General features: G+C 69.0%; 25 protein-coding genes. 9 read left to right on the plus strand and 16 right to left on the minus strand.

The genetic code is table 11. The features are described 5' to 3' along the window. Positions 1–2: 2 nt before the first annotated feature. Positions 3–776: a lytic transglycosylase domain-containing protein gene (locus tag FHR56_RS02140; RefSeq protein WP_160946222.1), complete on the minus strand. Its 774-nt coding sequence runs from the start codon at positions 774–776 to the stop codon at positions 3–5. Between the two features lie 435 nt (positions 777–1,211). Then, positions 1,212–2,252, minus strand: a complete 1,041-nt coding sequence (locus FHR56_RS20550) for a hypothetical protein (RefSeq protein WP_237473084.1) — start codon at positions 2,250–2,252, stop codon at positions 1,212–1,214. Positions 2,253–2,522: 270 nt separating this feature from the next. Between FHR56_RS20550 and FHR56_RS02150 the strand changes: the two genes are divergently transcribed. Next, complete coding sequence (locus tag FHR56_RS02150) at positions 2,523–3,308, plus strand: transporter substrate-binding domain-containing protein (RefSeq protein ID WP_160946221.1); 786 nt, start codon at positions 2,523–2,525, stop codon at positions 3,306–3,308. A gap of 89 nt (positions 3,309–3,397) precedes the next feature. After that, the gene (locus tag FHR56_RS02155; protein ID WP_160946220.1) at positions 3,398–3,871 is read left to right on the plus strand and encodes a DUF4410 domain-containing protein; all 474 of its coding nucleotides are present in this window, start codon (positions 3,398–3,400) and stop codon (positions 3,869–3,871) included. Between the two features lie 283 nt (positions 3,872–4,154). Here FHR56_RS02155 and FHR56_RS02160 read toward each other — a convergent pair whose 3' ends face one another. Then, positions 4,155–5,054 (minus strand): AraC family transcriptional regulator, encoded by a 900-nt coding sequence (locus FHR56_RS02160; protein WP_160946219.1) that lies wholly within the window; start codon positions 5,052–5,054, stop codon positions 4,155–4,157. A 303-nt stretch (positions 5,055–5,357) separates the two neighbouring features. On the opposite strand from FHR56_RS02160, the gene FHR56_RS02165 reads away from it, so the two are divergent. After that, positions 5,358–5,717 carry a hypothetical protein gene (locus tag FHR56_RS02165; protein ID WP_160946218.1) on the plus strand — a complete coding sequence of 120 codons (360 nt, stop codon included), beginning with the start codon at positions 5,358–5,360 and terminating at the stop codon, positions 5,715–5,717. A 30-nt stretch (positions 5,718–5,747) separates the two neighbouring features. Here the strand turns inward: FHR56_RS02165 and FHR56_RS02170 are convergent, their stop codons facing one another. The 4 genes from FHR56_RS02170 to FHR56_RS02185 form a co-directional block, all read right to left on the minus strand. Beyond that, the gene (locus FHR56_RS02170) at positions 5,748–6,668 is read right to left on the minus strand and encodes a CorA family divalent cation transporter (protein WP_160946217.1); all 921 of its coding nucleotides are present in this window, start codon (positions 6,666–6,668) and stop codon (positions 5,748–5,750) included. A gap of 78 nt (positions 6,669–6,746) precedes the next feature. Next, positions 6,747–8,117 (minus strand): D-serine/D-alanine/glycine transporter, encoded by a 1,371-nt coding sequence (cycA, locus tag FHR56_RS02175; RefSeq protein WP_048490601.1) that lies wholly within the window; start codon positions 8,115–8,117, stop codon positions 6,747–6,749. A 139-nt stretch (positions 8,118–8,256) separates the two neighbouring features. Continuing rightward, positions 8,257–8,613, minus strand: coding sequence for a hypothetical protein (locus FHR56_RS02180; RefSeq protein ID WP_160946216.1), 357 nt, complete (start codon positions 8,611–8,613; stop codon positions 8,257–8,259). A gap of 185 nt (positions 8,614–8,798) precedes the next feature. Further along, positions 8,799–9,674: a DMT family transporter gene (locus tag FHR56_RS02185; protein WP_160946215.1), complete on the minus strand. Its 876-nt coding sequence runs from the start codon at positions 9,672–9,674 to the stop codon at positions 8,799–8,801. Positions 9,675–9,966: 292 nt separating this feature from the next. Here FHR56_RS02185 and FHR56_RS02190 point away from each other — a divergent pair, with 292 nt between their 5' ends. The 3 genes from FHR56_RS02190 (at position 9,967) to FHR56_RS02200 (ending at position 12,959) form a co-directional block, all read left to right on the plus strand. After that, positions 9,967–10,665, plus strand: a complete 699-nt coding sequence (locus FHR56_RS02190; RefSeq protein ID WP_237473083.1) for a hypothetical protein — start codon at positions 9,967–9,969, stop codon at positions 10,663–10,665. A 21-nt stretch (positions 10,666–10,686) separates the two neighbouring features. Further along, positions 10,687–11,883 carry a peptidoglycan-binding protein gene (locus tag FHR56_RS02195; protein WP_160946214.1) on the plus strand — a complete coding sequence of 399 codons (1,197 nt, stop codon included), beginning with the start codon at positions 10,687–10,689 and terminating at the stop codon, positions 11,881–11,883. 239 nt (positions 11,884–12,122) lie between these two features. Next, on the plus strand, positions 12,123–12,959 hold the full coding sequence (locus FHR56_RS02200) for an SAM-dependent methyltransferase (protein WP_160946213.1): 837 nt from the start codon (positions 12,123–12,125) through the stop codon (positions 12,957–12,959). 24 nt (positions 12,960–12,983) lie between these two features. Here the strand turns inward: FHR56_RS02200 and FHR56_RS02205 are convergent, their stop codons facing one another. Beyond that, positions 12,984–13,877: a LysR family transcriptional regulator gene (locus tag FHR56_RS02205; RefSeq protein WP_160946212.1), complete on the minus strand. Its 894-nt coding sequence runs from the start codon at positions 13,875–13,877 to the stop codon at positions 12,984–12,986. Between the two features lie 84 nt (positions 13,878–13,961). On the opposite strand from FHR56_RS02205, the gene FHR56_RS02210 reads away from it, so the two are divergent. Further along, complete coding sequence (locus FHR56_RS02210; RefSeq protein ID WP_160946211.1) at positions 13,962–14,789, plus strand: NAD(P)H-dependent oxidoreductase; 828 nt, start codon at positions 13,962–13,964, stop codon at positions 14,787–14,789. 64 nt (positions 14,790–14,853) lie between these two features. Next, positions 14,854–15,945 carry a DUF1615 domain-containing protein gene (locus tag FHR56_RS02215; protein ID WP_160946210.1) on the plus strand — a complete coding sequence of 364 codons (1,092 nt, stop codon included), beginning with the start codon at positions 14,854–14,856 and terminating at the stop codon, positions 15,943–15,945. Positions 15,946–15,972: 27 nt separating this feature from the next. Here the strand turns inward: FHR56_RS02215 and FHR56_RS02220 are convergent, their stop codons facing one another. The 3 genes from FHR56_RS02220 to FHR56_RS02230 all read right to left on the minus strand — a co-directional run bounded on the left by FHR56_RS02220 (position 15,973) and on the right by FHR56_RS02230 (position 19,031). Beyond that, positions 15,973–16,272: a hypothetical protein gene (locus tag FHR56_RS02220; RefSeq protein WP_160946209.1), complete on the minus strand. Its 300-nt coding sequence runs from the start codon at positions 16,270–16,272 to the stop codon at positions 15,973–15,975. A 144-nt stretch (positions 16,273–16,416) separates the two neighbouring features. Further along, complete coding sequence (locus FHR56_RS02225; protein ID WP_260400234.1) at positions 16,417–16,761, minus strand: DUF3817 domain-containing protein; 345 nt, start codon at positions 16,759–16,761, stop codon at positions 16,417–16,419. 182 nt (positions 16,762–16,943) lie between these two features. Continuing rightward, entirely contained in the window at positions 16,944–19,031 is a 2,088-nt protein-coding gene (locus FHR56_RS02230; protein WP_160946208.1) for a beta-galactosidase, read from the minus strand. A gap of 334 nt (positions 19,032–19,365) precedes the next feature. Here FHR56_RS02230 and FHR56_RS02235 point away from each other — a divergent pair, with 334 nt between their 5' ends. Next, positions 19,366–20,583 (plus strand): glycoside hydrolase family 30 beta sandwich domain-containing protein, encoded by a 1,218-nt coding sequence (locus FHR56_RS02235; RefSeq protein WP_184502396.1) that lies wholly within the window; start codon positions 19,366–19,368, stop codon positions 20,581–20,583. A gap of 135 nt (positions 20,584–20,718) precedes the next feature. On the opposite strand, the gene FHR56_RS02240 is transcribed toward FHR56_RS02235, so the two are convergent. From FHR56_RS02240 to FHR56_RS02260, 5 genes are all read right to left on the minus strand, one after another. Beyond that, a complete protein-coding gene (locus FHR56_RS02240; RefSeq protein ID WP_160946207.1) occupies positions 20,719–21,543 on the minus strand; it encodes an alpha/beta hydrolase in 825 nt (274 codons plus the stop codon). Positions 21,544–21,644: 101 nt separating this feature from the next. Then, a complete protein-coding gene (gene yjjJ / locus FHR56_RS02245; protein WP_160946206.1) occupies positions 21,645–23,021 on the minus strand; it encodes a type II toxin-antitoxin system HipA family toxin YjjJ in 1,377 nt (458 codons plus the stop codon). A gap of 209 nt (positions 23,022–23,230) precedes the next feature. Next, complete coding sequence (locus tag FHR56_RS02250; protein WP_160946205.1) at positions 23,231–23,872, minus strand: DUF2076 family protein; 642 nt, start codon at positions 23,870–23,872, stop codon at positions 23,231–23,233. A gap of 213 nt (positions 23,873–24,085) precedes the next feature. Next, positions 24,086–24,289 carry a hypothetical protein gene (locus FHR56_RS02255; RefSeq protein WP_160946204.1) on the minus strand — a complete coding sequence of 68 codons (204 nt, stop codon included), beginning with the start codon at positions 24,287–24,289 and terminating at the stop codon, positions 24,086–24,088. 98 nt (positions 24,290–24,387) lie between these two features. Further along, positions 24,388–25,356, minus strand: a complete 969-nt coding sequence (locus FHR56_RS02260) for a polysaccharide deacetylase family protein (RefSeq protein WP_160946203.1) — start codon at positions 25,354–25,356, stop codon at positions 24,388–24,390. Between the last annotated feature and the right edge of the window lie 219 nt (positions 25,357–25,575).

Genomic DNA, 25,575 nt, shown 5'->3' on the forward strand with positions numbered 1-25,575 from the left:
CGCTACTGCGCCGGCGTCTCCACCGCGATGCCCATCGCGGTGCGGTAACGCTGGTACAGCGCCATCACCTTGTCGATGTACTCGCGGGTCTCCGCATACGGCGGCACGCCACCGTAGCGCGCCACCGTGCCGATGCCGGCGTTGTAGGCTGCCGCGGCCAGCACCCGGTCGCCGGCGTAGCGGCGCAACAGCGCGCGCATGTAGCGGGCACCGCCGGCGATAGACTGGTCGGCCGCGAACGGGTCGCGCACGCCATATTCCTTCGCCACCTCCGGCAACAGCTGCATGACCCCCTGCGCGCCCTTGGGCGAGACCGCGGCGGCGTCGAAGCCGCTCTCGGCATGCGCGATCGCGCGCAGCCACGGCTCGTCCACCCCGGTGGCACGGGCCGCGGCACGGAACGGCCGGGCGTGCACCCGCAGTTGCGGCGCCCCGAGCTTGCCCAGGCCGGGATGCGCACTCTCGCCGGGCGGGGTCACGGCGGTGAAGCGCAGGTAGGGCCGCGAGCCCGGCAGGTTGCGCGTGGAGTAGACCAGTTGGCCGTCCTGCTCGCGCTCGTACAATGTGCCGCTGAACACGCCCAGGTTGCCCCACAGGTTGGGCGTGGCGATCGCGGCATCGTCCAGTTCCTTCGGCGTGCAGCGCGAGCCCGGTTCCGGCGCCGTGGCCAGACTGACCGTGCCATCGCGCACGCAGCGGTACACGGTGCGCGCAGAAGCGCCGGCGACGACGCCACAGCACAGCAACAGGCACAGCGCGGCACGGGCGAGCGGCATCGGGCAACTGATCGGACGGGACGGGCGCGCATCATCGCGCAGCGCGCGTCGAGGCGAGTGATGGCGGGGTTCGGTACGCTGCCCGACAGCGCCTCCCTCGTAGGAGCGGCTTCAGCCGCGACCACGGCTTCCCTGCAATGCCATCGCGGCTGAAGCCGCTCCTACAGGAATCCGTAGCAAGCTGGCGGGTGCACTGTGGGAGGGACTTCCGTCCCGACGCTTCCAAGTCGAATACACCGCATCCTCCGCCTGCGCGGCTGAAGGACGCCTCCGACACCCGAGGGGAGCACACCCGTAGGGGCGGCTTCAGCCGCGACGAGGCCTTCCCTGGAAAGCCATCGCGGCTGAAGCCGCTCCTACAGGAATCCGCAGCAAGCTGGCGGGCGCACTGTGGGAGGGACTTCAGTCCCGACGCTACCAAGGTCGAATCACCGCCTATGGCGCGCACGCCGCCAGCTTCTGGTCGGCGTACCACAGCGCGCGCCGCGCCAGGTCGTAGGCGCTGTCGGCCTCGCGCGGCAGCAGTTGCTGCGCGCGGATCGGGTCGGCGCCCTTGGCCATGGCGGTTTCCACCTGCAGCAGCGCGTCCAGGTGCTGCTGCACCGGCGCCAGCAGGCGCGCGCGCTGCGCCGCCGGACAGGCGCCCCGGCGTTGCTGCAGGTCGGCCAGGGCCTGGCGAATCCGCCGGCTGGCTTCGCCCTCCAATCCGGGTGCCTTTTCGAAGGCGATCGGCGCGGCCTTGTAGGCATCGCCGGTGGCCTCGCTGCCGAGGTCGCTGGCGCGCTCGTGCAGCGCCGGGTTGAACCGCACGTCCGGCGGCGGCCGCGCCACCGCCGACTGATGGGTGTTCTTGGGCAATAGCTGCTTGATCGCCCGGTCGATGCCCTGCACGGCGACGTCGCCGAGGGTGCCGTCGCTGGCCCAGTCCTTGTCGAAGCGCGTGGACCGGTAATCGATCGGGTTGGGCCGTTCGAGCAGGCGCTTGGACTTGGCCACGTCGCGCGGATTGAGCGTCCCCGGCGGCGTGCCCTGCGCCTGCGCGAACGGATCCACCGCCACCCCGTCCGGCAGGCGTGGACGGCCATCGCCGGTATAGAGCGTCGCCGCCATCCGCGTGCCGGCCGCGGTGGTCGGCGTCGGCGTCGGCGTCGGCGTCGGCGCCGGCGTCGCTGTCGGCGAGGACGTGGACGTGGACGTGGACGTGGACGGCGGCGCTTCGGCGCCGCGTGGCTGCCGCATGGCCGCCGGCGTGCGCGCGGCCGCCGACGGCGCCTGCGTGGCGGCCTGCGGCGGGTCCGCAGCGCGCTGTGCGGACTGCCGCGGCAGGAACACCAGGCGCAACGCATCCTCGGTCGCCGCGCGCGGCAACACCGACGGCGCGCCCCACAGCAGGCGCCCCAGCAAGGCCAGGATCATCGCGGTCGCCAGTGCCGCCCACAGCTGCTGCCAACGGTCTTGCGCAGGGAGGGCGGTCACGACGGTCGAGGATCCATGGGCAGGCGCGAGAGCGGATGTGGGGGGATGGACCGGTACAGCGTGCCGCGAGTTCCGTTGCCGGCGCGTGCCGCCGCGCGCGGCGGGCGACGACACGGCGCCACCTGCAGCCCCTCTGGGCACGCAAAGCCTTGTCCTGCCAGGGATTGCGCCGGCCTGCGCGGAAACCGGCTAAGGTGGCGCGCGCCGGCGCTGCGACAGCCGGCGTACAGCCAGCGGGCGCCGACGCCCGCCCTGCCGCAGGAGAACCGCATGACCCGACGCCTCGCCGCCGCCCTGCTCGGCGCCATACTCACGCTGCCGGCGCACGCCGCCCCGTCGCATCTGGACAGCGTCCTGCAACGCGGCGTGCTGCGCGTGTGCACCACCGGCGACTACGCGCCCTACAGCCGCCTGCGCGCCGACGGCGGCTACGAAGGCATCGACATCGCCCTGGCGCAGTCGCTGGCCGAGAGCCTGGAGGTCAAGCTGCAATGGGTGCCCACGCGCTGGCCGAGCCTGCTGCCGGACCTGCTTGCCGACCGCTGCGACATCGCCGTCGGCGGCATCTCGGTGTCGCTGCCGCGGCAGCGCCAGGCCTGGTTCAGCGCGGTGCTGGAGGTCGACGGCAAGATCCCGCTGGTGCGCTGCGCCGACCGCGCACGCTACGGCGACATCGCCCGGATCGACCGCCCCGAGGTGCGGGTGATCGAGCCGCGCGGCGGCACCAACGAGGCCTTCGCCCGCCGCGAACTGCCGCATGCGCACCTGATCCTGTCCGACGACAACCCCGCCATCTTCCGCGAGCTGCGCGAGGGCCGCGCCGACGTCATGATCACCGACGCCTCCGAGGCGCGCTTCCAGCAGCGCCAGGTGCCGGGCCTGTGCGCGGTGGCGCCGCAGCAGCCGCTGCAGTACAGCGAAAAGGCCTTCCTGCTGCCGCGCGATGACATGGCCTGGAAGGCCTACGTGGACCAGTGGCTGCACCTGAGCAAGGCCAGCGGTGCCTATGCGCGGGTCGTGGCGGCGTGGTTGGGCGAGCCGGAGACGAGGCCGTAGGCATCCGCCCCCCCCCACCGCGCGCAGCCGCTATGCTGCCGCAGCCGGCGGCGTTCGCCCCGGCATGGGGACCTCGACAAGGAGAGAGCATGCGACTGCCATGGAGAACGCTCGCGCTGCTGGGCGTGATGTTGCTGGCCACCGGCTGCACGACCAACAGCGTGGTGCACCAGCGCTACAAGGCGACCACCGCCGAAACCTATTGGTACCAGCTCACCGGCAACGACGACACCGATGCCGAGAGCCTGGCCATGTTCCGCGGCCAGCTCGACGCGCAACTGGACGCGGCGCACCTGCATGGCACGCAGGGCCAGGCCAACGCGCGCAAGATGACCATCGTCATTGACCACTACTACATGCGCAGCAACGGTGCGCGCTTCTGGGCCGGCATCATGGCCGGGCGCGACAAGATCAAGAGCCGCGTTGCCATCGCCGATGCCAACGGCAAGACCGCCGCGCAGTTCGATGTGGAGTCGACCAACAGCACCGCCTGGGGCACCTCCGAAGGCCTGATCGAGCGCCACGCCGAAGAGATCGTCGCGCGGCTCAAGCAACTGCAGTAACCCGTGGCGCCCTTGCAGGACTGCACCGGTCCTGCACGGGCGCCGAAGCGCACCAACGCGCTGCCTGCAGCGCACCTCGAATCGCTTGATCCCGCGACACACAAGCCGGATGCCGCTCCTCGTCTCGTAGGAGCGGCTTCAGCCGCGACGCGCTTTATCGGGAACGCCCGTCGCGGCTGAAGCCGCTCCTACGGGACGCGCCTCGACGTGATGGGAGATGTCCTGTCGTCGATCAAGCAGCAGCACGTCAGCTGCGCACGGCGTCCCGCAGTACCAGCACGGCTCAACCCGCCAGGCCGAGCTGTTCGGCCAGGTCGCTGCGCGGCGAACGCCCGTACAGCCGGCTGTATTCGCGGCTGAACTGCGACGGGCTCTGGTAGCCGACGCGGTAGCCGGCCGCGCCCACGTCCATGCGTTCGACCACCATCAGCCGCCGCGCCTCGCGCAGGCGCAATTGCTTCTGGTACTGCAGCGGCGTCATCGCCGCCACCGCGCTGAAATGGTGATGCAGCGAGGACACGCTCATGTTGACCTGGCGCGCCAGGTCCTCGATCCGCAGCGGCTCGGCGTAGTGCTGGCGGAGCCAGGCGATGGCCTTGGCGATGCGGTTGCTGGGGCTGTCCTCCTGGGCGATGCGCAGCAGGTTCGGCCCGCACGGCCCGACCAGCAGGCGGTACAGGATCTCCTGCTCGATCAGCGGCGCCATCGCGGCGATGTCGGCCGGGCGTTCCAGCAGCCGCAGCATGCGCAGCGTGGCATCCAGCAGGTCCGGGCAGGCGGTGTTGACCGACACCCCGCGCGGGCGCTCGGCGCCGACCTGCGGCGGCAAGGGAATGCGCTCGAGCAGTTCGCGCAGCCGGTCCGGCCGGATCGACATGCCCACGCCCAGCAGCGGCTGTTCCGGGCTGGCCTGGGTGATGCGCGAGACCACCGGCAGATCCAGCGTCACCAGCAGAAAGGTGCCGACCCCGTAGCGGTACTCCTCGTTGCCCAGGGTGAGGCATTTCTCGCCCTGCAGCACCAGCGCGAAGACCGGCCATTGCGCGGTGTGCGTCTTCGGCGACGGCGCGGAGCGGTAGGAACAGAAGAAGCCTTCGATGGCGCTTTCGTGGTCGCCATCGGGCGTGGCCAATCGGGCAACCAGGGCGGCCATTTCCTGGTAGCGGTGGGCGAGCGCGGTCATCGGCAAGGGCGCCGTAGCGTGCGGAGGAGGAAGGCAAGCTTGCACGATGCTGCGCCGGCACGGACCACGGCGCGACGCGGCTTGCAGGATCGTACAAGAATTCCGTTGGATCGCGCTAACGCGCCGGCGGCGCGGGCCAGCATCCTGTGTCGGCCGGTTCCCCTACCGGCGCCGTCCCGGAACGCCCGCCCCTGCCCGCCTGTTCCGGCCGTTCGGCCCTGTCCCTTCCCCCATGCCCCGCCGTCGCGCTGCCGCGTCGCCGCCAGCGCGCCGTGCGGGCGATGCAGACCGCAGGAGAGACCGATGCATCCCCATACCGAAGCCCTGGAAATCGCCACCTTCCGCCTGCTGGACTGTACCTGGCGCACCTTCCTGCGCGCCAACGCCGAGGTCGATGCGTGGCTGCAGCGCCAGCCCGGCTTCCGCTCGCGGCGCATCGCCCGCCGCCGCGACGGCAGCGTGGTCGACATGGTGCTGTGGGACAGCGTGGCGCACGGCACCGCCTCGGCGCGGCGACTGATGCGCGAACTGCAGGGCGCGGCGATCCACGCCCTGATCGATCCGGACACGGTGTCGTGGGACATCGCCCCGGTGCAGCACGTCAGCGGCGAAGAGCACGACGCGGCGGACGCCGCAACACAGGCCGACAGCCTCGCGGCGTGATCCTGCGCGGCCGGCGCCGCGCGCAGTGGCTCAGACCCAGCCGCGCCGGCGGAACCAGGCCAGCGGCAACAGCATGCTCAGCGCGATCACGCCCAGCGCCCAGTAGTAGGCGTCGTGCCATTTCAGCTCGGGCATGTGCGCGAAGTTCATGCCCCAGATGCCGACCAGCACCGTCGGCGGGATGCCCACCACCGAGGCCACCGCCATCACCTTCATCACGTTGTTCTGGTCGACGTTGATCATGCCCAGCACGCTGTCGAGCAGGAACTCGATGCGATCGTCCAGGTGCTGCTCGAATTCGATGAGCGTGGACAGATCCTTGTGCAACAGCCCGATGCGCTTGGCCGCGTCCTCGCCGAACCAGTCCGGCGCGGCGTCGTCCAGGTAGGTGGCCAGGCGCAGCAGGCCGTGGCCGGCGTTGTGCATGCCGCCCAGACGCCGGCCCATGTCGCCGACGTCGTGCAGCATCCGCTCCAGGTGCCGCGACTTGTGCCGCGCATGCGGCTTGGCGAACGCGGCGCGCGTGGTCTCGGTGATCTGCGCCTCCAGCGCTTCCAGGCGGTCGGCCAGGCGCCCGACCAGTTCGTCGAGCAGGCGCAGCAGCAGGTCGTCGGTGCTGTGGCAGGGGCTGTGCTGCAACTGTGCAGCCACCGCGTCCAGCGAGGCCATCGGCTGCTCGCGCTGGGTCACCAGTACCCGCGGCGACACCGCGAAACCGAGTGGCGCGGTCGGGCCGTCCTCGTCCTGGAAGCGCGGCACGTTGAGGAACAGCACCTCGCCTTCCACCCGCACCCGGCTGCTGAACTCGATCTCGCCGATGGCCGCGCGCGTCGGCACGGCGAAGCCGACCTTGCGGTCGACCTCGGCCAGGTCCGCCTCGCTCGGCTGGCACAGGTCCACCCAGCACACCGGTGTGTCGGAGGTGCCGCCAAGGCGATGGAGAGTGATCATCGGGACGGGCTCGCGCAGGAAAGGCCGCGAGCATCCGCCAGCGCGCGCGGAGCGTCAACGACCGCCGCGCGCACCGGTTCAGGCGCTGCGGCGCTTCAACGCGTAGCCCACGCCCAGCAGCAGGAACCACACCGGGCTGGCGAACAATGCCTGGCGGGTATCGGCCTGCAGGGTCAGCAGCGCCAGCACGAAGGCGAAGAACGCCAGGCACACGTAGCACATGACCACGCCGCCGGGCATCTTAAATGCAGACGCCGCGTGCAGTTGCGGGCGCTTGCGCCGGTAGGCGATGTAGGCGCACAGGATCAGCGACCAGACGAACATGAACAGCACCGCGGCCAGCGTGGTGACCAGGGTGAACGCGGTGACCAGGTTCGGGATCAGGTACATCAGCACCGTGCCGCCGAGCAGGCAGGCGCAGGAAAACAACAGACCGCGCGCCGGCACCGCCGCACGCGAGAGCCGCGCGAAGCCGCGCGGCGCGTGGCGCTCCTCGGCCAGGCCGTAGAGCATGCGGCTGGTGGAGAAGATGCCGCTGTTGGCCGAGGACGTGGCCGAGGTCAGCACCACGAAGTTGATCAGGCTGGCCGCGGCCGGCACGCCGGCCAGCACGAACAGCTCCACGAACGGACTCTTGCCCGGCACCACTTCGCGCCATGGCGTCACCGCCATGATCGCCACCAGCGCCAGCACGTAGAACACCAGGATGCGCACCGGGATCGAGTTGATCGCCTTGGGCAGGTTGCGGCGCGGGTCGGCGGTCTCGGCGGCGGTGGTGCCGACCAGCTCGATGCCGACGAAGGCGAACACCGCGATCTGGAACCCGGCGAAGAACCCGCCCAGCCCCATCGGGAACATGCCGCCGTCGTTCCACAGGTTGGCCAGCGAGGCCACATGCCCGGACGGCGACTGGAAGCCCCAGGCGACCAGGCCGGCGCCGGTGAGGATCAGCGCGCAGATCGCGATGATCTTGATGAGCGCGAACCAGAATTCCATCTCGCCGAACAGCTTCACCGTCACCAGGTTCAGCCCCAGCAGCAACAGCACGCACAGCATCGCCGGGATCCACGGCGCCAGCGTCGGGAACCAGAACTGCGCGTAGGCGGCGATCGCGATCACGTCGGCGATGGCGGTGATGATCCAGCAGAACCAGTAGGTCCAGCCGCAGAAGAACCCGGCCCAGGGCCCCAGCAGGTCGGTGGAGAAGTCGATGAACGACTTGTACTCCAGGTTCGACAGCAGCAGCTCGCCCATCGCGCGCATCACGAAGAACAGCATCACGCCGATGATCAGGTACACGAACAGGATCGACGGCCCGGCCAGGCTGATGGTCTTGCCCGAGCCCATGAACAGGCCGGTGCCGATCGCCCCGCCGATCGCGATCAACTGCAGGTGGCGGTTGGACAGACTGCGCTGCAGGTGGTCGGGCTGGGCGGACGGATCGGTCATGAGCGCAGGCCATCGCGAGGGATTAGCCTGCAAACATAGAAGATGGCGGCAGCGCGCGCCAGCCGCGCGTGCGCCGGGTGGCCCCCGCAGCGGCGCGGGCGGCGCCGCATGCCGCCCGGCACGCCGCGGGGGCCGTCGCTCAGGCCAGCGCGCCGCCCTGCCCGATCGCCACGAAGCTGAAATCGCGGTCGGACTGGTTGCCGCCGCCATCGCCGGTCTTCAGCAGGACCTGGCCCGCATCCAGGCGGATGATCACCGCGTTGTCGCAGGTGTTGCCGTCGCCGGGATAGATCTGGGTCACCGACACCCCGTCCAGCGCCTGGAACGGCGGCTGGAAGCTCACCAGGTAATGCCCGGTGCTGACATGCGCCACCGTGTACCCCGCGCCGTTGCGGACCGCACCGTCCGCGCTGACCACGCCTGCCACCACCCGCACGCCGGCCGCGCCCGCATGGGCCGCGGCGTCGAGCAACTGCCCCATCGCATTGTTCGTCATGCCGTTCTCCGATCTTGATAAGGAAAGTCCGATGACGCGACGACCGCAGCGATCCCTCGCAGCCACGCGCCGCTGCCCTGCCTCGTCCGTGAGTCGGCAGCATCGCCGCGCTGCGCGCGCGGCCGTATCGGCGATTTCCTGATCGGCGCCGGTGTGGCGACCGAGATCGGCTCAGGCGGCGACACTCACACCAATTTGGTGCGCCGCCACCACCGCGTGACCTTCTCCTCGCGCACCAGGGTGAACAGCCCGGCGCCCAGGATCAGCGCGATGCCCACCGCCATCGGCCAGTCCAGGTGGTCGTGGAACAGCCAGTAGCCGAAGCCGATGGCCCACAGCATCTGGCTGTACTGGGTCGGCGCCACCGCACTGATCGGCGCCGCCCGCGAGGCGTACATCATGAAGATCGCGGCCAGGCCGGCGAGCAGGCCGTAGCCGGCCAGCAGGATCCACTGCTGCCAGCTCGGCCAGACGAAGGTCGGCAGCATCAGCAGCCCGCCCATCAGCAGTGGGCCGATCACGCCGGCGCCGTACAGGGTCAGGCGCTTCTCGCCAGGTCCGGCCATGCGCAGGCTGATCACCGACACCGCCCCCACCAGGCCGCAGACGATCGCCGCGACATGGCCCTGGCCCAGGTGCCGGAATCCCGGCCGCAGCACCACCAGCACCCCGATGAAGCCGACGATCACCGCCAGCCAGCGCCGCCAGCGCACCTCTTCCTTGAGCAGCAGCACCGACAGCACGGTGACGAAGATCGGCATCAGGAAGATCAGCGCGAACGCCTCGGCCATCGGCAACAGGGTGAACGCGGTGACCGCGGACAGATTGCCGGCCGCACCGGTGAACGCGCGCAGCAGCCAGATGCTGGGCCGCTGCGCCACCACCACCTCGCGCCAGCGATCGCCCGGCTTCTTCAGGAACGGCAGCGCCGACAGCATCAGCAGCGCCCCGAAGAACACCACCTCGTAGGCCGGCAACGACCCCTCCAGCCCCTTCACGAAGGCATCGCTGATCGAGTAGGCGGCATAACAGGCGAAACCGAGCAGCACACCCTTGAGCATCATGAGCCTCTTGCGATCGAACGGCGCCCCATACCGGGCACACGGGGACTAGCGCCCATTATGCGGGGGGAACGGAAGCAGCGACCGCGCGAACCGTCCAAGACACAACAAATTCTTAAGCAATGCGTTGCTATAAGCCTCAGCGCAACCAAGGGTGCGCCCGCGGTTGCATCCAGGGAGCGGGAGTTGCCTCCGTGTCAGGACGACGCGAACCCAAGACCGCCTCGTCGGCCTCCCTGCTGCCTTGAACCCAATCGCAACGCGTCCGTTGCATGCAGCCAGAGACCATCCGATGCCATCACTGCCTCGTTGTCTGCCTTTCCTCCTTGCGGCAAGCCTGATCGGCTGCCAGCCGTCCGCGCAAACCACACCGGCCGACCACGCCGCCAACGGCGGCACGGACTCGCCCTCCCCTGCTCCAACGACCGACAAGGCGCCCGCCTCGCCGGCGGCGTCGCTTTCAGGGGAGGCATCCCTGCAACCCTTGCTCAAGCCGGGAGACCAGATCCTCGCCTTCAAACAGCACGACCTGACCGGCAACGGCGGGACCGATGCCGTCGCCATCGTCCGCCACGCCAATGCCGATGCATCAGGCAATACCTGCGAGCTGCTGGTCCTGCAACAGGCGAATGCGGCGTGGAGCGTGGCCGACCGTAGCCCGCAAGCGGTCGACTGCCTCTACAACGATGTGGCGCGCAACGCGAAGCGCCTGGACGACAACCTGAGCCTGAAGACGCAGGAAATCGTCTACGTCAACCAGCAGACCCGCAGCAATGTCACCTACACGCTGAAGTACGACTCGGCCAAGAAAGCCTGGTATCTGGCGGAAGCGAGCAGCACGGCACCTGCAGAGAATCCGCAGAGCGGCGCGATGGAGGTCTTCCGCGGAACCGCCAGGTATCCGGCGGACTTCGCATGGACCCCGATTTCGCAGATCGACCCAGAAAAACTGCAGGACGCCATGGACAAGCACCGCGCCGTCGTCCAGTAATCCGATTCCAAGGAGAGAACCATGCCCCGTTTCAACGAAAGCTCGGCATTGCTGCTCAAGACTGCCGTCGATTCCGGCATCACCTCGCCGACGGAACTGGCCAACCTGATGGGAAACGCCGCCGTCGAGACCGGCCACTTTCGCCGCATGCACGAGAACCTGGGCTATACCTCGGCCGACAGCGTGATCGCCGCGGTCTCCTCGGCCGATGACCGCTTCACCCGCAAACAGGTGGAGGACGCCGTCGCCAGCCGCGACCCGCAGCGCATTGCCACCGTGATGTACGAAAACCGCGCCGATCTCGGCAATACCGAACCCGGCGACGGCTGGCGGTTTCATGGCCGCGGCTATCTGCAGTACACCGGCCGCGACAACTACGAGCGCTACGGCCAGCGCTTCAATGTGGATCTCGCCAACAACCCGGACCTGGCGGCCGAGCCGCAAACGGCAGCCAATCTCGCGGTGGCCTACTGGCGGGATCGCGTACCGGAGAACCTGCGCGACAACGCCCGTGCAGCGGGCCGTATCATCAATGGTGGCGACAACGGTGCCAACGAACGCGTGCAGGCTGCGAACCAATGGGCCCAGACCATCACGCCCGAGCTGGTCGCCGACATCCGGAGCGGCAAGGTCTCGCTGCAGCAGTTGGCCAGCATGGGTGGAGATGAGCGCAACCAGCAAACCCGAGCCCTGCAGGAACAGTTGGCTGAACTTGGCTACCGTGGCGCCGACGGCAAGCCGTTGAAGCCGGATGGCGACTTCGGACGCAATACGCGCCATGCCCTGAAAGAGTTCCAGCGCGCGCATGGCCTGGATGATGATGCCGTCGTCGGACGTGACACACGGGCAGCTTTGGCCGAGGCCAAGCGCTCGCCCCTGCTCTCGGAAGCCACGCATGCCGACCATCCGTTCTTCAACGCGTTGCGCGAACGCATGCCCGGCGCCACCGACGCGCAAGTCGCGCACACCCTGCAAGCGGCCAAGGCCGAGGGTATCCAGGGCTCGCAGCAACTGCAGGCGGTCACGGTGCAGGACAAGGTTGCGTTCGTCGCCGGCACCACACCAGGGTTTCGTGCGCGTGTCGATCTGGACCAGGCGCCGACGCTGCAGGAAAGCACCCGCCAGGTGGATGCGCAGAATCAACAGCGCGATCAAGCATTGCAGCAGCCGGCCCCGCAACAGGAACCTGCCCAGGCACGCGGTGGCATGGCGCATTGAACGAAGCTGCCGCACTGCTCGCGCAGGGCGCGGTGCCTGGGTCCCGGTGAGATGTGCACCAGAGAGCAAAGCGCCTCTACCGGATAGCGCTTTGGTCCGGTGCCGCCGATGCGTTTCGCACGTAGCGACGGCAAATGCGGCGCTCGCCCGTTGCAATCATCCCCTCTCGGCACCGCGTCGGTTACGATGCGCTCCCGCACCCGAGCCCCGTGCCGCGCCCTGGCGCCGGCAGATCCCACGTGACCCGTTATTCCGGCCCCCTGCTCACCCGTCCGCTCGCCGCCGCGCTGCTCGCCGCGCGCGATGCCGGCGCCGCCACCTGGTCCGGCTCGCTCGATCTGGAACGCAGCCAGGGTCAGGCACTGCTTGGCGCTGAAAGCTGGCAGTGGCAGGAGCGCGACTACCCGTATCCGGGCAAGCTCAAGGACCGCACGCTCTACTACTGGGATGGCGAGGATTTCGAAGCGGTGTCGCGCTTCGGCGGCGCGCTGATCAAGCTGGTGCCCACCGAGTGGGGCGCGCCCACCTTCGAAATCGACGGCATCAAGATGCTGCCCAGCGCGCAGCTGTCGCCGTTCGAGGACGCGCGGCGCAAGGTGGCGCTGGTGGAACCGCGCGGCAAGCAGGTGCTCGATACCTGCGGCGGCCTCGGCTATTTCGCCGCCTGCGCGCTGGAGGCCGGCGTGGCGCGACTGCACTCGTTCGAGAAGAATGCCGACGTGCTGTGGCTGCGCACGCTCAATCCCTGGTCGCCGGATCCGGCCGCCAGCGATGGCCGCCTGCAGCTGACCCAGGGCGATGTCGGCGCCGCCATCGGCGGCATCGCCGATGCGTCGATGGACGCGATCCTGCACGACCCGCCGCGCTTCGGCATTGCCGGCGAGCTCTACGCGCAAACCTTCTACGACCAACTTGCGCGTGTCCTGCGCCGCGGGGGCCGGCTGTTCCACTACACCGGCAGTCCGAACAAGCTCACCAGCGGCCGCGACGTGCCGCGCGAGGTGGCCAAGCGCCTGGAGAAGGCCGGCTTCGCCGCGCAGCTGGCGCTGGACGGCGTGCTGGCCACGCGCCGCTGAAGCGGTCGCGCACCCAACGCGGCATCAGATCGACGCGAGGAGGTGCTCGCGCAACCAGCGATGCGCCGGATCGCGGTGCACGCGCTCGTGCCAGAGCATGGCCATTTCGTAGCCCGGCAGTTCCAGCGGTGGCGCGCACACCTGCAGGCCGGGCTGGTTGCGCACCAGGCGCTCGGGGAGCATCGCCACCAGGTCGCTGCGCTGGAGCGCCGCGACGACGAACAGGAAGTGCGGCACCGACAGCACCACGCGACGCTGCAGGCCGCGCGCACGCAATGCCGCATCGGTCACGCCGCTGAAGCCGCCGCCGTCGGGCGACACGATGACGTGTTCGAGCGTGCAGAACTGCGCCAGGCTCGGCCGCCGGCGTAACCGCGGATGGCCGGCACGGCCCACCAACACATAGCGCTCGGCGAACAGCGTGCGGCGGTGCAGGCCGGGCGGCGCGTCGGCGACGGTATGCAGGGCCAGGTCGATCTGGCCCTGTTCGGCCTGCTGCGTGATCGACGGCGGCGCCAGTTGCAGTACCGCCAGTCGGGTACCCGGCGCCACCCGCCGCAAGCCGGCGATCGCCGGCAGCAGCACGGTGGAAGCGCCGTAGTCGGTAGCCGCCACCTGCCACAGCGTCTGCGCCCGCGCTGGATCGAACGGCGCTTCCGGCGCCACCGCCTGCCGCAGCGCCTGCAAGGCCTCGCGCAGTGGGGCACGCAGCGCCTCGGCGCGGGCGGTGGGGCGCATGCCACGTGGTCCGGGCAGCAGCAGCGGATCGCCCAGCGCCTCGCGCAGCCTGGCCAGGTGCACGCTGACCGACGGCTGCGACAGATGCAGGCGCGCCGCCGCGCGGGTCACGTTGTGCGTGTCGAGCAACGTGTCCAGCGTCAGCAGCAAGTTGAGATCCAGGCGCCGCAGATCAACCATCGTAATAACGGGCATTAAAGCAATTCATTTCCACTATAGCGAACGGCGGACTAGCGTGGCGGCATTCCCTCATGGAGCACGCGCATGAACGTGTTGCTGGTCTACGCCCACCCCGAACCCGCCTCGCTCAATGGCGCCCTCAAGCAGGTGGCCGTGCAGCGCCTGCAGGACGCCGGCCACCATGTCCAGGTCTCGGATCTGTACGCCATGGACTGGAAGACCACGGTCGATGCGCAGGACAGCCTGGACGGCGCCGCAGAGGCGCGCTTCGATCCTTCGCGTGACTCGCAGCGGGCCTTCGCCAGCGGCCGCCAGCGCGCCGATATCGCTGCCGAGCAGGACAAGCTGCGCTGGGCCGATGCGCTGCTGCTGCAGTTCCCGCTGTGGTGGTTCTCGATGCCGGCCATCCTCAAGGGCTGGGTGGATCGCGTGTATGCCTGCGGCTTCGCCTACGGCGTCGGCGAACATTCCGACACGCACTGGGGCGATCGCTATGGCGAAGGCGCGCTGGCCGGCAAGCGCGCGATGCTGATCGTCACCGCCGGCGGCTGGGAATCGCACTACGCACCGCGCGGCATCAACGGGCCGATCGACGACCTGCTGTTCCCGATCCAGCACGGCATCCTGCATTACCCCGGGTTCGATGTGCTGCCGCCGTTCGTGGTGTACCGCAGCGGACGCATGGAGGCGGCGCGTTTCGCGCAGACCAGCGCGGCGCTGGGCGAGCGCCTGGATACGCTGTTCAGCGCCGCACCGATCGCCTTTCGCAAGCAGAATGGCGGCGACTACACGATTCCGGCACTGACGCTGCGGGACGATCTTGCACCCGGCCGCAGTGGCGTCGGCATCCATGTGGCGGACGCGCACGCGGCAGCGACTTCCGAGCGCACCGCGGCGACGCCGGCACCCTAGCGCGGTACCGACGCCGCGCCTGTAGGATGCAGACGATCGCCATCCCGCAGGAACCGCCCCGCCGATGCCCACCGCCGTCTTCGCCCGCCTGCTCGCCGTGTGCAGCGCCGCCCTGCTCGGCGCCTGCGCCACGCAGGCGCCACGCATGCCCGAACGCACGCCCAGCGAGGTCAAGGCCGACATCGCCCGGCGCATCCCAGCCACGGTGCCCGACCGCCGCGGCTGGGCCGACGACGTCTACGTGGCCCTGGCCTCGCAGAACCTGGGCACCAGCGCCGAGAATATCTGCGCGGTCCTGGCGGTGATCGAACAGGAATCGACCTACCAGACCAATCCCTCGGTGCCGGGGCTAGGCAAGATCGCACGGGCGGAACTGCAAAAGCGCGCGACCGCACTGCATGTGCCGGCGTTCGCACTGGATGCGGCGCTGCAGCTACGCGGGCCGGATGGCCGCAGCTATGCCGAGCGCTTGGCCGCTGCGCGCACCGAGCAGGATCTGAGCGCCCTCTTCGAGGACATCGCCGGCAGCGTGCCACTGGGCCAACGTTTGTTCGGCGATCTCAACCCGGTCCACACCGCCGGGCCGATGCAGGTGAGCATCGCCTTTTCCGAAGCGCATATGGACGGCTACCCGTACCCGCTGAGCGACAGCGTGCGCCACGCGGTGTTCAGCCGCCGCGGCGGTATCTGGTTCGGTACCCGCCACCTGCTCGGTTATCCCAACGAGGCGGCGATGCTGTACCGCTTCGCCGACTTCAACGCTGGCTGGTACGCCAGCCGCAATGCCGCCTTCCAGGCTGCGCTGGCGCGTGCCAGCGGCATCTCGCTCGCCCTCGATGGTGATCTGCTGACGCCCGGCGCGGACCTCGACGCCCCCGGTGCCACCGAGCGCGCCGCACGCAGCCTGGGCACGCAATTGGGCATGGACGCGCGCACGATCCGCCGCGAGCTGCAGCGCGGCGGCGAGGCGGATTTCGCCGACAGCGCGCTGTATCGCCAGGTGTTCGCGCTGGCCGACCGCGATGCCGGCAAGCCACTGCCGCGTGCGGCGCTGCCGGGCATCGCCCTGGAAAGCCCGAAGATCACCCGCAAGCTCACCACCGCCTGGTTCGCGCAGCGCGTGGCCGAGCGCTGGCAGCGCTGCCTGGCCAAGTGATGGCCGTGGCGCTCCGGCGGCCGCGTACTACTTCGGCTTGCGCAGTGCCATCAGCGACCAGCCAAGGGCGACGGCCAGCGCCAGCAGCACGAGGCTGAGCACGCCGTCCCACGCGATCGAGACCCAATAGTGGCCAGGATCGGTCTGCAGCAGGTAGACCCGTGCCGGGCCGATTCTCGATGCGCCAATGTACACGCCGCTCGACAACGCCTTCGCCAGCAGGTACAGCTTCGCCACGGCGCTCGCGCCGATGGCCGCGGCCATCAGCAGCAACACCGGCCGTTGCACACGCGCGACCAGCCGCTGCAGGCGGGTGGGTACCGGCATTGGTGGGGGCGGTCGTCGTTGGCGTTTGCCCATGGCCTCCTCGCCTGCGCTAGGCACTGCAGTCTAGAGCGATGCTGGAGAACGTCGGCACAACGCGCCGCAGCGCATACCGCGACGCGCCTCGCCTGCGCCGAAGCGCCAGCATTAGCCCGCCGCGCGCTGGCGGGGCGCGCCGAGCAGGCCGATCCGGCGGAACCACAGTTCCAGCGGCACCGTGACCAGCGGCGGCAACGCCGCCAACAGGCTCAGCACCCACGCCCACCACGGCCAGCGCAAGCGCAGCGCCGCGACCAGACTGGCGACCACGTACAGCAGGAACGCCACGCCATGCAGGCGGCCGAACAGCCACACGCCCAATTCGGTGGTCTGGGTGCCGTACTTGAGCAACATACCGAACAACAGGCCGGCCCAGGTCAGGCCTTCGAACACGGCGGTAGCGGCGAACAGCCGGCCCACCGGCGACAACGGAGCAGAAGCAGAAGAAGACAAGGACACACGCGACTCCAGTGAGGGAACGAGGCCGCGACGCGATGGCGGCGGCGACGCCCGCTGGCAGTGGCATTGTAGAGCGTGCCGTCGTGCTTGGCGCATCGGTGCGGACCGGGCGCACCAAGTTGCACCGATCCGTCACCTGTTAGCCGGCAGTGCGCCGCAGCGCACCGCGGCAGCGCTCAGCGACGCTGTTCCAGCACCGCCACGTCGTCGGGCGCCAGTTGCACCGTATCGCCGCTCGGCGCCGGCCCCAGCAGCGACCGCATCGCTGCCGGCAGCCGCACGGCGTGCGCGGCGGTGCCGTGGTTGATCAGCACCACGATACGGCGCGCGCCGTCGCTGCGCACGCCCACTTCCACGTCGTCCGGCACGTCGGCCACGGGCGCCTGCACCCCGGCGTCGCGCAGCCAGTCGCCGGTGAGGCGATCCAGCGTCGCGTCGTCGAACCAGCCGCCGACATAGCTGATGCGGCCCTTGCCGACGCGCCGGGTCAGCAACGCCGGCGCGCCATCCAGCCAGCCGTTGGCCGTGCCGTAGTGCAGTGGCGCGGTGGTGTCGGCGGCAGTGGCCTGCAACTGTTCGGCCCAGATCCTGGCGCTGCCGTCGGCGCCCGCACCGACCAGCGGGATCGGCTTGTCCAGCGCGTAGAACTGCTCCACGCGCCCACCAAGCAAGGCCGCCAGCGGGCCGGGCTGGCGCTGCGGATGCAGGCCGTTGTCGATGTTCTTCATGCCGCTGCGCGGCCCCAGCACCAGGTGACCGCCGTGTTCGACGTACGCCTTCAACCGCTGCGCCTGCGCCTCGGTCAGCACGTTCAGCGCTGGCGCCACCACCAGCTTGTAGCGCTCCAGCGGCGCCATCGCCGAGACCACGTCGACCACCTGCGCCTGCTGCCGCAGCGGACGGTAGAAGCTCTTCATCTGCACGACCGGATCGAAGTCGGCCGCGTGCTTCTGGAAGCCGATCGCCCAGCGGCTGTCGAAGTCGTTGATCAGCGCCACCTGCGCCTGCGGCGTGGTGCCAGCCAGCGCCGGCCCGGCCTTGGCGAACTCCGCGCCGACCTGCTGGATCTCCGCATACACCGTCACCGGCTCGCCATCGGCGCCGACCAGCGTGCCGTGGTATTCCTCCTGCCCATTGGGCGCGGCGCGCCACTGCCAATACGACACCGCATCGGCGCCATGCGCCACCGCCTGCCAGGCCATCGCCCGCACCTGGCCCTTGCGCAGCGCCACGTTGGTCGCACGCCAGTTGACGAAGCCCGGCTGGGTCTCCATCACCCAATAGTTGCGCTGCTTGTAGCCGCGGGTGAGATCGTGGCGGGCGGCGTTGTCGACCCAGTCATAGCGCTCGCCGGCGACGTAGTCGTCCCAGGCGGCGATGTCGAGCACGTCGTGCACGGTGTAGGCGTCGAAGCCGGCGAACCAGCCCATGGTGTTGGTGGTGATGAACTGGCGCGGATCGGCATGCGGGCGGATCGCATCGATCTGGTTGCGCGAATAATCGGCCCAGGTGTCGCTGACGAAGCGCTTCCACTCCAGCAGCAGCGCCGGATTTTCCTCGTCCTCGCGCACCGGGATCTGCGCGAAGTCGTTATAGGTCTGGCTCCAGTAGGCGGTGGCCCAGCGCTGGTTGAGCGCCTCGATGCTGCCGTACTTGCGCTGCAGCCAGGCGTGGAACTGCGCCTTGGCCTCCGGATCGAACGAAGACTGCGCGTACTCGTTGTCCAGTTGCCAGCCGACCACGTGCGGGTTGTGCCCGTAGCGCTGCGCCATCTGTTCGGCGATGGCATGCGCGAAGCGCCGGTAGCGGGCGCTGGCGAACGAGAACTGCTGGCGGTTGCCATGCTCGTCGCGCACCCCGTCCTGGCTGACCCGCAAGGTGTCCGGATAGGCCTGGGTCAACCAGGCCGGCGGCGCCGCGGTCGGCGTGCCCAGCACCACCACCATGCCGTGGCGCGCGGCGGCGGCGATGGCGCGGTCCATCCAGGCGAAGTCGTACTGCCCCTCGCGCGGCTCCATCCGGCTCCAGGCGAATTCGCCGATCCGCACCACGCGCACGTGCGCCGCCTGCATCAGGGCCAGATCGTGCTCCCATTGCGCTTCCGGCCACTGCTCCGGATACCAGGCCACGCCGAGCAAGAGCGGCGCAGCGTCGCGATAGCGGGTGGCCTGCGCCTGCGCCAACGGCGGCAGGCAGAGCGCGATCGACAACAGCACGGCGAACAGCGCAACGCCGCAGCGTTGCGGAAAGCGGAACAGTGGCATGCGCAACATCCTTCGCAACAGGAAACGCCGGCACACCCCCTGCGTGCTGACGGCGTGTGCATTGTGCGCAGCTTTGTCCTGTGCGCACTTGTGCATCTTGCGGCGTTTGCGCGCGCAACTGCGCACAATGCCCACCTCGCACCTCACCGCGTAATGGAGGATGCGCCAACGCTGCACCGCGCCATCCCGCGCGACCCGCGCCGCCGTGTGACTGAGGACGCCGTTGCGCTCGCGTTGCGCCACCGGTCTCACTTGAACGCTTTGGACGATCGCGACATTGAAATGGTCATCTGCGCTGGCTAGCGTCACGCCTCCCCCAACCCCTGGAACCATCATGAAGACCCCTCGTTTGCTCGGCACCTTGCTCGCCGCGGCCGCCACGCTGTTCTCGGCCGGTGGCGCCTCGGCGCAGAACGTCACCGTCAATCCGTCCGAAGTCCACCAGACCATCCAGGGCTTCGGCGGCATGAACGGCGCCGGCTGGATCGCCGACCTCACCCCGGCCCAGGTCGATCTGGCGTTCGGCAGCGACACGGGGCAGATCGGCCTGTCGATCATGCGCATGCGCATCGATCCGTCCAGCTCCGGCTGGAGCCAGCAGGTGCCCTCGGCGGTGCGGGCACGCGCGCACGGCGCAGTGCTGCTGGCCACGCCGTGGTCGGCACCGGCCTACATGAAGTCCAACAACAGCCTCAACAACGGCGGCAAGCTGTTGTCGCAGTACTACGATGCCTACGCCAAGCACCTGCTGGACTTCACCGCCTACATGGACAGCAAGGGCGCGCCGATCTACGCTCTGTCGCTGCAGAACGAGCCGGACTGGCACCCAGACTACGAGTCGGGCGACTGGAACGGCACCGACTTCCTCAACTTCATCAGCGCACAGGGCGCGAAGTTCGGCAAGTTCAAGCTGCTCGCCGCCGAGTCGCTGGGCTTCAACCCGGCATTGACCGACCCGGTGCTCAACAGCAGCGCCGCCCAATACCTGGCGATCATCGGCGGGCACCTGTATGGCGTGCAGCCCAAGGACTACCCGCTGGCGCGCAGCAAGGGCAAGCAACTGTGGATGACCGAGCACTACACCGACAACACCGACGGTAACGCCTGGCCGTCGGCGCTCGGCGTGGCCAGCGAACTGCACAACAGCATGCTCGCCAACTACAGCGGCTACATCTGGTGGTACATCCGCCGCAGCTACGGGCTGATCGCCGAGAACGGCACGGTGAGCAAGCGCGGCTATGTGATGTCGCAGTACGCGCGCTTCGTGCGTCCCGGTTCGGTGCGCATCGGCGCCACTGCCGCGCCGTACAACGATGTCGCCGTCAGCGCCTACAAGACCCCCAACGGCAAGCTGGCCCTGGTCGTGGTCAACACCGGCACCCAGCATCGGCAGATCACCGTGCGCGTTCCCGCCGGCAGCGCCTCCGCGTTCACCAAGTACAGTACCTCGTCCACCCTCAACGTCGGCTACGGCGGCAAGTACAGCGTGGCCTCGGGCCAGACCGTGGTCTATGTCGACCCGCAGAGCGTGGCGACGCTGGTCGGCGAGTGACCGGCGCGATGGCTTGAGTGGGTTCGATCGACCCGCGGCAGCTGAGCGCTGCCGCGGGTTGGGTGCTACCTGCTGCCTAGTTGCGTCGTCGCGGCGCCACGCCTTGCGCGTCGGTACCGCGATACGCGTTAGCAATCACCCCAGCTTGGCCAGGAAACCCAGCAGCGCCTGATTGAATTCCTCGGCATGGCTGGTGTTGCAGCCGTGCGGCGCATCCTTCAGCAGCACCACGTCGCTGCCGGCGATGACGCGGTGGGTACGCTGGCCCGAACCCTCGTACGGCACGGTCGCGTCGGAGTCGCCGTGCAACACCAGGGTCGGCACGTCGACCTTCTTGAGATCCTCGCGGAAATCGGTGGTACCGAACGCCTGCATGCAGCCGAGCGCCGCGGTCTGGTCGCTCTGCAGGCACAGCGCGATCGCTTCCTGGCGCTGCGCCTCGCTGACCTTCAGCGTGCCGTGCGCGCTGAAGAAGCCGCGGGTGAAGTCGTCGAAGAAGGTCTCGCGCGAGGCCTTCAGCCCCTGCTCCATCTCCTGCGCCTGCTCCTTGCTCAGCGGCCCTTCCGGGTTGTCCTCGGTCTTGAGCATGTACGGCGGCACCGCGGAAGCGAACACCACGCCGGCCAGCTTGTCGGTGCCGTGGCGCGCCACGTAGCGCGCCACTTCGCCACCGCCCATCGAGAACCCGACCAGCACCGCGTCGCGCAGTTGCTTGTCTTCGATGATGCCCGCCAGGTCGTCGGCCAGGGTGTCGTATTCGTAGCCATCGGCCGGCTTCTCGGAGCGTCCGAAGCCGCGGCGGTCGTAGGCGATGACCCGGTAGCCGCCCTGCTGCAGCGGTCCGACCTGGTCCTTCCAGGCCTCGGCCGACAGTGGCCAGCCGTGGATCAGGATCACCGGACGACCGGCACCGCCGGTATCTTCGACATGCAGACGGACGCGCGCGTTGGTTGCAGCCATGGGCAAGACCTCGTGGTGGGGAGTCGCGGCAGCTTCTCCCGCCCCACGTCCTGCCCGCGTGAGCGCCGTGTGTCGGGTCGTTTAACGCGATGCGAAAGCGCTCAACCGATCCGCGGCAGGGCGCGCGTCACCTGCGCCAGCGCGTCCCGCGCAATGCTGTGGAAGGCCGCGGACACGTGCACGTCCTCGATGACACGCTCCCAGAACTGCACCGCCATGCCCGCCGCTGCACGCCAGTCGTCGCGCTGGTCTGGGGTCGGCAACGGCACCACATAGGCGCGCTCCACCACCTCGCCGCTCGCCGCAGGCCGGAACGCCATCGGCAACATGTCGTAGATCGGTGCCAAGGCCAGCGGCAAGGCATCGTCCAGCATCAGGCCAGCGTTGCCCAGATGCATGTCGTTGTTGCCGATCAAGGCGCCGAACCAACCGCACACGCGCAGGCGCTGCGCATCTGCGTCGCTCAGCCAGCCGTCGCGCTGCAGTTGCGGTGCGAACGACCACCAGTCGATCCGCCCATGGCCGAAGTAGGCCGCATCCACCGCGGCCAGCGAGACGAAGCCGCGCCGTCCCAGCACAGGCGTGCGGTCGAACCGCGTGGACTGCAGGAACACGCGACCGTCGCTCTCGAGCAGTTCGCTCTCGGCGGCGGCGATGCCGTGCGCACGCAGGATGTCGCTGGCCAGGTGCTCACACCGCAGCAGGTCGCTCCAACGCTGCGCGGCCGGCGTGCCGGCACGCTCGCTGAACTTGACGATCACCGGCGTGTAGCCGCCTTCCGTGTGCAGTATTGCGGTGAACTTCGGTTGTTCGCCTCCTGCCGACGAGCCCACCGCCTCGCCACGCAAGACGGCGTCGGCGCGCTGCGGATAATGCTGGGATCGCTGCGCCTTCTCCAGCGCATCAGCCGGCTGCAGGGCGGCCTGTTGCGCACGCTGCAAAGCGAACTCGCCCAGGACCAGATCGCCGGGCTGATCGTCGCCATGCCGCAGCAACGACAGGACGACATCGTCAGGGCGCCAGCGCTGCAGATCCTGCGGCGCGCCGATGTCTTCAGCGACGCGCCGTGCGAAGGCACGGCCGAGGAAGCCTTGCGGACGCTGATCGTCCAGGAACCACGGCAGCCCCGGGAACACGCCATCGGCGAATTCACCATGCACCAGGACCGGTCGCGCGTTCTGCGGAACGAACAGAAATCCATCGCCGTGCATGGCGTGGAGATCGCCAAGCGTCTCGGCGCGCCCGTCAGGACGCAGACGGAACAGCGGCCAGTGCCGACCCGCCCGGCCCAGCGCACGGCTGAGCGCATAGCGCGTGGCGCGCGCCTTGCCGATCCGCAGCACCTGATCGCCGGCGGCGGTCAGCAGACGCGAGACCGTCGGCTGGCTGACGCCGAGCGCCGCTGCAATACGAGGCGCCGTCGCCGCTCCCTCATGGCGCAGAAGGGCAATCAGATCGCGTAGCCGGGCCTCGCTCATTCCCGGATTGAATAGATTTATGAATAGATAGTCAAGAGAACTAGACTTGTAAGCAGCTGTATTAATTGACCATTACCTCGACACAGGTCTGCTGGCGACTGCTTTTTTGAATAGATACCTGAAGCGATGGATGGTCGGCCTTCCGAACCTAAGACGAGCGCCCTGCAGGCGCTCGCCTGGCCGATCCGGCAGAAGTGCAAGCGACAAGGCTACGTCCAGTTGTCGTTGCCGAAGTCGCCGTCGTCCTGGAAGTCCTGGCCCATGTCCTGCTGCGGCGTGTCGTCGTAATAGTTGTTGTTGGTGATGTTCTCGACCACCGTCTCCTGCGGCGCGCCGCCGCCGAACAGGCCACCGCCGTGGTGGCCGCCCAGCAGGCTTTCCACGCCCTCGAACAGGAACATGCCGCCGGCCACGCCGGCCGCGGTGGTGGCCGCGCTGCTGAGGAAGCTGGGGCCACGCGCGGCGGCCGGGGCCGGCGTCGGCTCCGCGGCCGCGGCACTGCCACCGAACCAGCGCTCGCGCCAGCCGGGCGCGCCGGCACCCGCGACGCCTGCGGCGGCGGGCGCCGGGGGCAACGGCGGCGGCGCCGCATTGAAGCCCTGGCCCAAGAAGCTGGTCGCCGGCGGCGGCGGCGGCGTGGCCATCTGCTGCAACTGCGCGATCTGCGCCTTGGCGGCCTCCAGCGCGTGCTCCAGCAGCAAAGTGCGCTGGACCAGCAGATACATGGCATCGGGTTGATCGGCCAGGCGCGCGTGGATCAGCGCGTCGGCCTGCGGATCTTTGGCCACCCCGCCGGCGCTGCGCAGGCGCGCCAGGAAGTCTTCGAGAAGCTGCTGTTCTTGCGGAGTCATACCCGTACCTGGATGCGATGACCGGCCCAGTGCCGGCACGGCACGGTATGGGCATCGCCCGGCGCAGGCCAAGGGTGCGTCCGAGCTCCGGTGTATCGGCATTCATCAATCACGCGCGCCAGGAGAACCGGACCGGCGGCCGCGATGGCGAACTCCGACATTCTTCCGACAACGCGTGCCAGGTACGCCCCAATCCAAGCGCAGACGCCCTGATTATTCCGCGTCGATGTCCGAACTGGAGGAGGAGGTCGCATGCGGCAGCCGCGCCGCCCACATGTTGTCGATCAGGTTCGGATACGGACGGCCGTTCTCATCAGCGCGCTGTCGTGCGGCCGCCTTCTGCGAAGGCGACAACGGCTGGCTGCGCTGACCGCGCGGATTCGGCTTCTTCCACGGGGGCGTCTTGGACGGGGGCATGGGCGTCATAGTGAGCGGAGAGGCGTCATCGTGATCCCGCCATGGGTGCGTGGATGGTGAAGGCCTACCGGGACTTGCCGGCAGCTGCACGCTCTGTGCTACTCCGACTCCACCCCAGCCAACGCAAACACCCAACGCGGCACCACCGGTTCGCCGGCATAGAAGTCTTTCGGCTTGTCCTCGGCCATCGCCCAGCGGTGCAGCCAGCTGATGCCGCCGGGGCCGGTGTAGCCCTCGGCGTGGGTGTAGGCGGGATCGCGCAATGCCTCGTCCAGGCCGATGAAGGCATAGCCGCGGCGGCGCGTGGCCGCGACCAGGTCTGGGAAGGCGGCGGCGTTGAGCGCATTGGCATGCATCAGCCACACTTGCGGGATGCGGCGGCCGAACAGGGCCTGGGATTCGCGCTCGAAATAATCCAGCTTGTTGAGCATGTACGGCACGTAGCCCTTGCGCAGCCGCAACAGCATCGCGTCGCGCGCCGGGCTTGGCGGCTCGTCCAGCACATGCGCGTAGGCGAACGCCCACACCCACTCGCCACTGTCCACGGTGACTGGCGCAATACGGTATCCGTGCGCGGCCAGGAAGGCGTTGACCGCCTCGCGGTTCGCGACGCTACGCCCGGTTGCCAGATACGGATGACGGAACCACTTCAGCGACTGACCACGTTCGGCCAGCAACGGTTGCAAGGTGCGCTCGCCACGCACGATCGCATCCTCGTATGCCGGCACGCCGACCTGGTGCAGGTTGACGTGACCATAGGTGTGGTTGCCCAGCGCATAGCCAGCGTCCAGCCAGTCGCGCAGCATCGCCACCCGTTGCGGCTGCATTTGGCCGTCCTGCTCCAGCTTGTCCTCGTTGACGAAGCCGACGATGGGCACCTGCGCCTGCCGCAGCGAGGCCATCAACTGCGCATGCAGCGCCGGCAACTGCGCTGGCGGCGTCTGCTCGAGGCGCTGCCACGGCAGGTCGTCGATGGTCACCGCGATGCGACGCGTGTCGTCCTGGGCCTGGGCGAGTGCGGCGACGCACAGCAGGGCTGGCAGCAGCAGGAGGCGAAGCAGTCTCATCGGGCGCTCCTGGTCGTGGAAGCGGCAGTCTATCCGGATGGCACCATGGTCGACGTGGCCCTGTGCGCAAGTCGCCAGCGACGCGAACGCACGAGCAGCACCACACCGGCCACAAGGCACACCGGTCACGCCATTGAATACCACCGAATCGCTGTTCATTTTCGAGCCAGCCACTGTGCCGGCATCCGCGTAACCTTGCCCGCCTCACACGCTCGTTTC

The organism is Xanthomonas sp. F10 (genome assembly GCF_014206815.1).
Classification (GTDB): Bacteria; Pseudomonadota; Gammaproteobacteria; order Xanthomonadales; family Xanthomonadaceae; genus Xanthomonas_A; species Xanthomonas_A indica.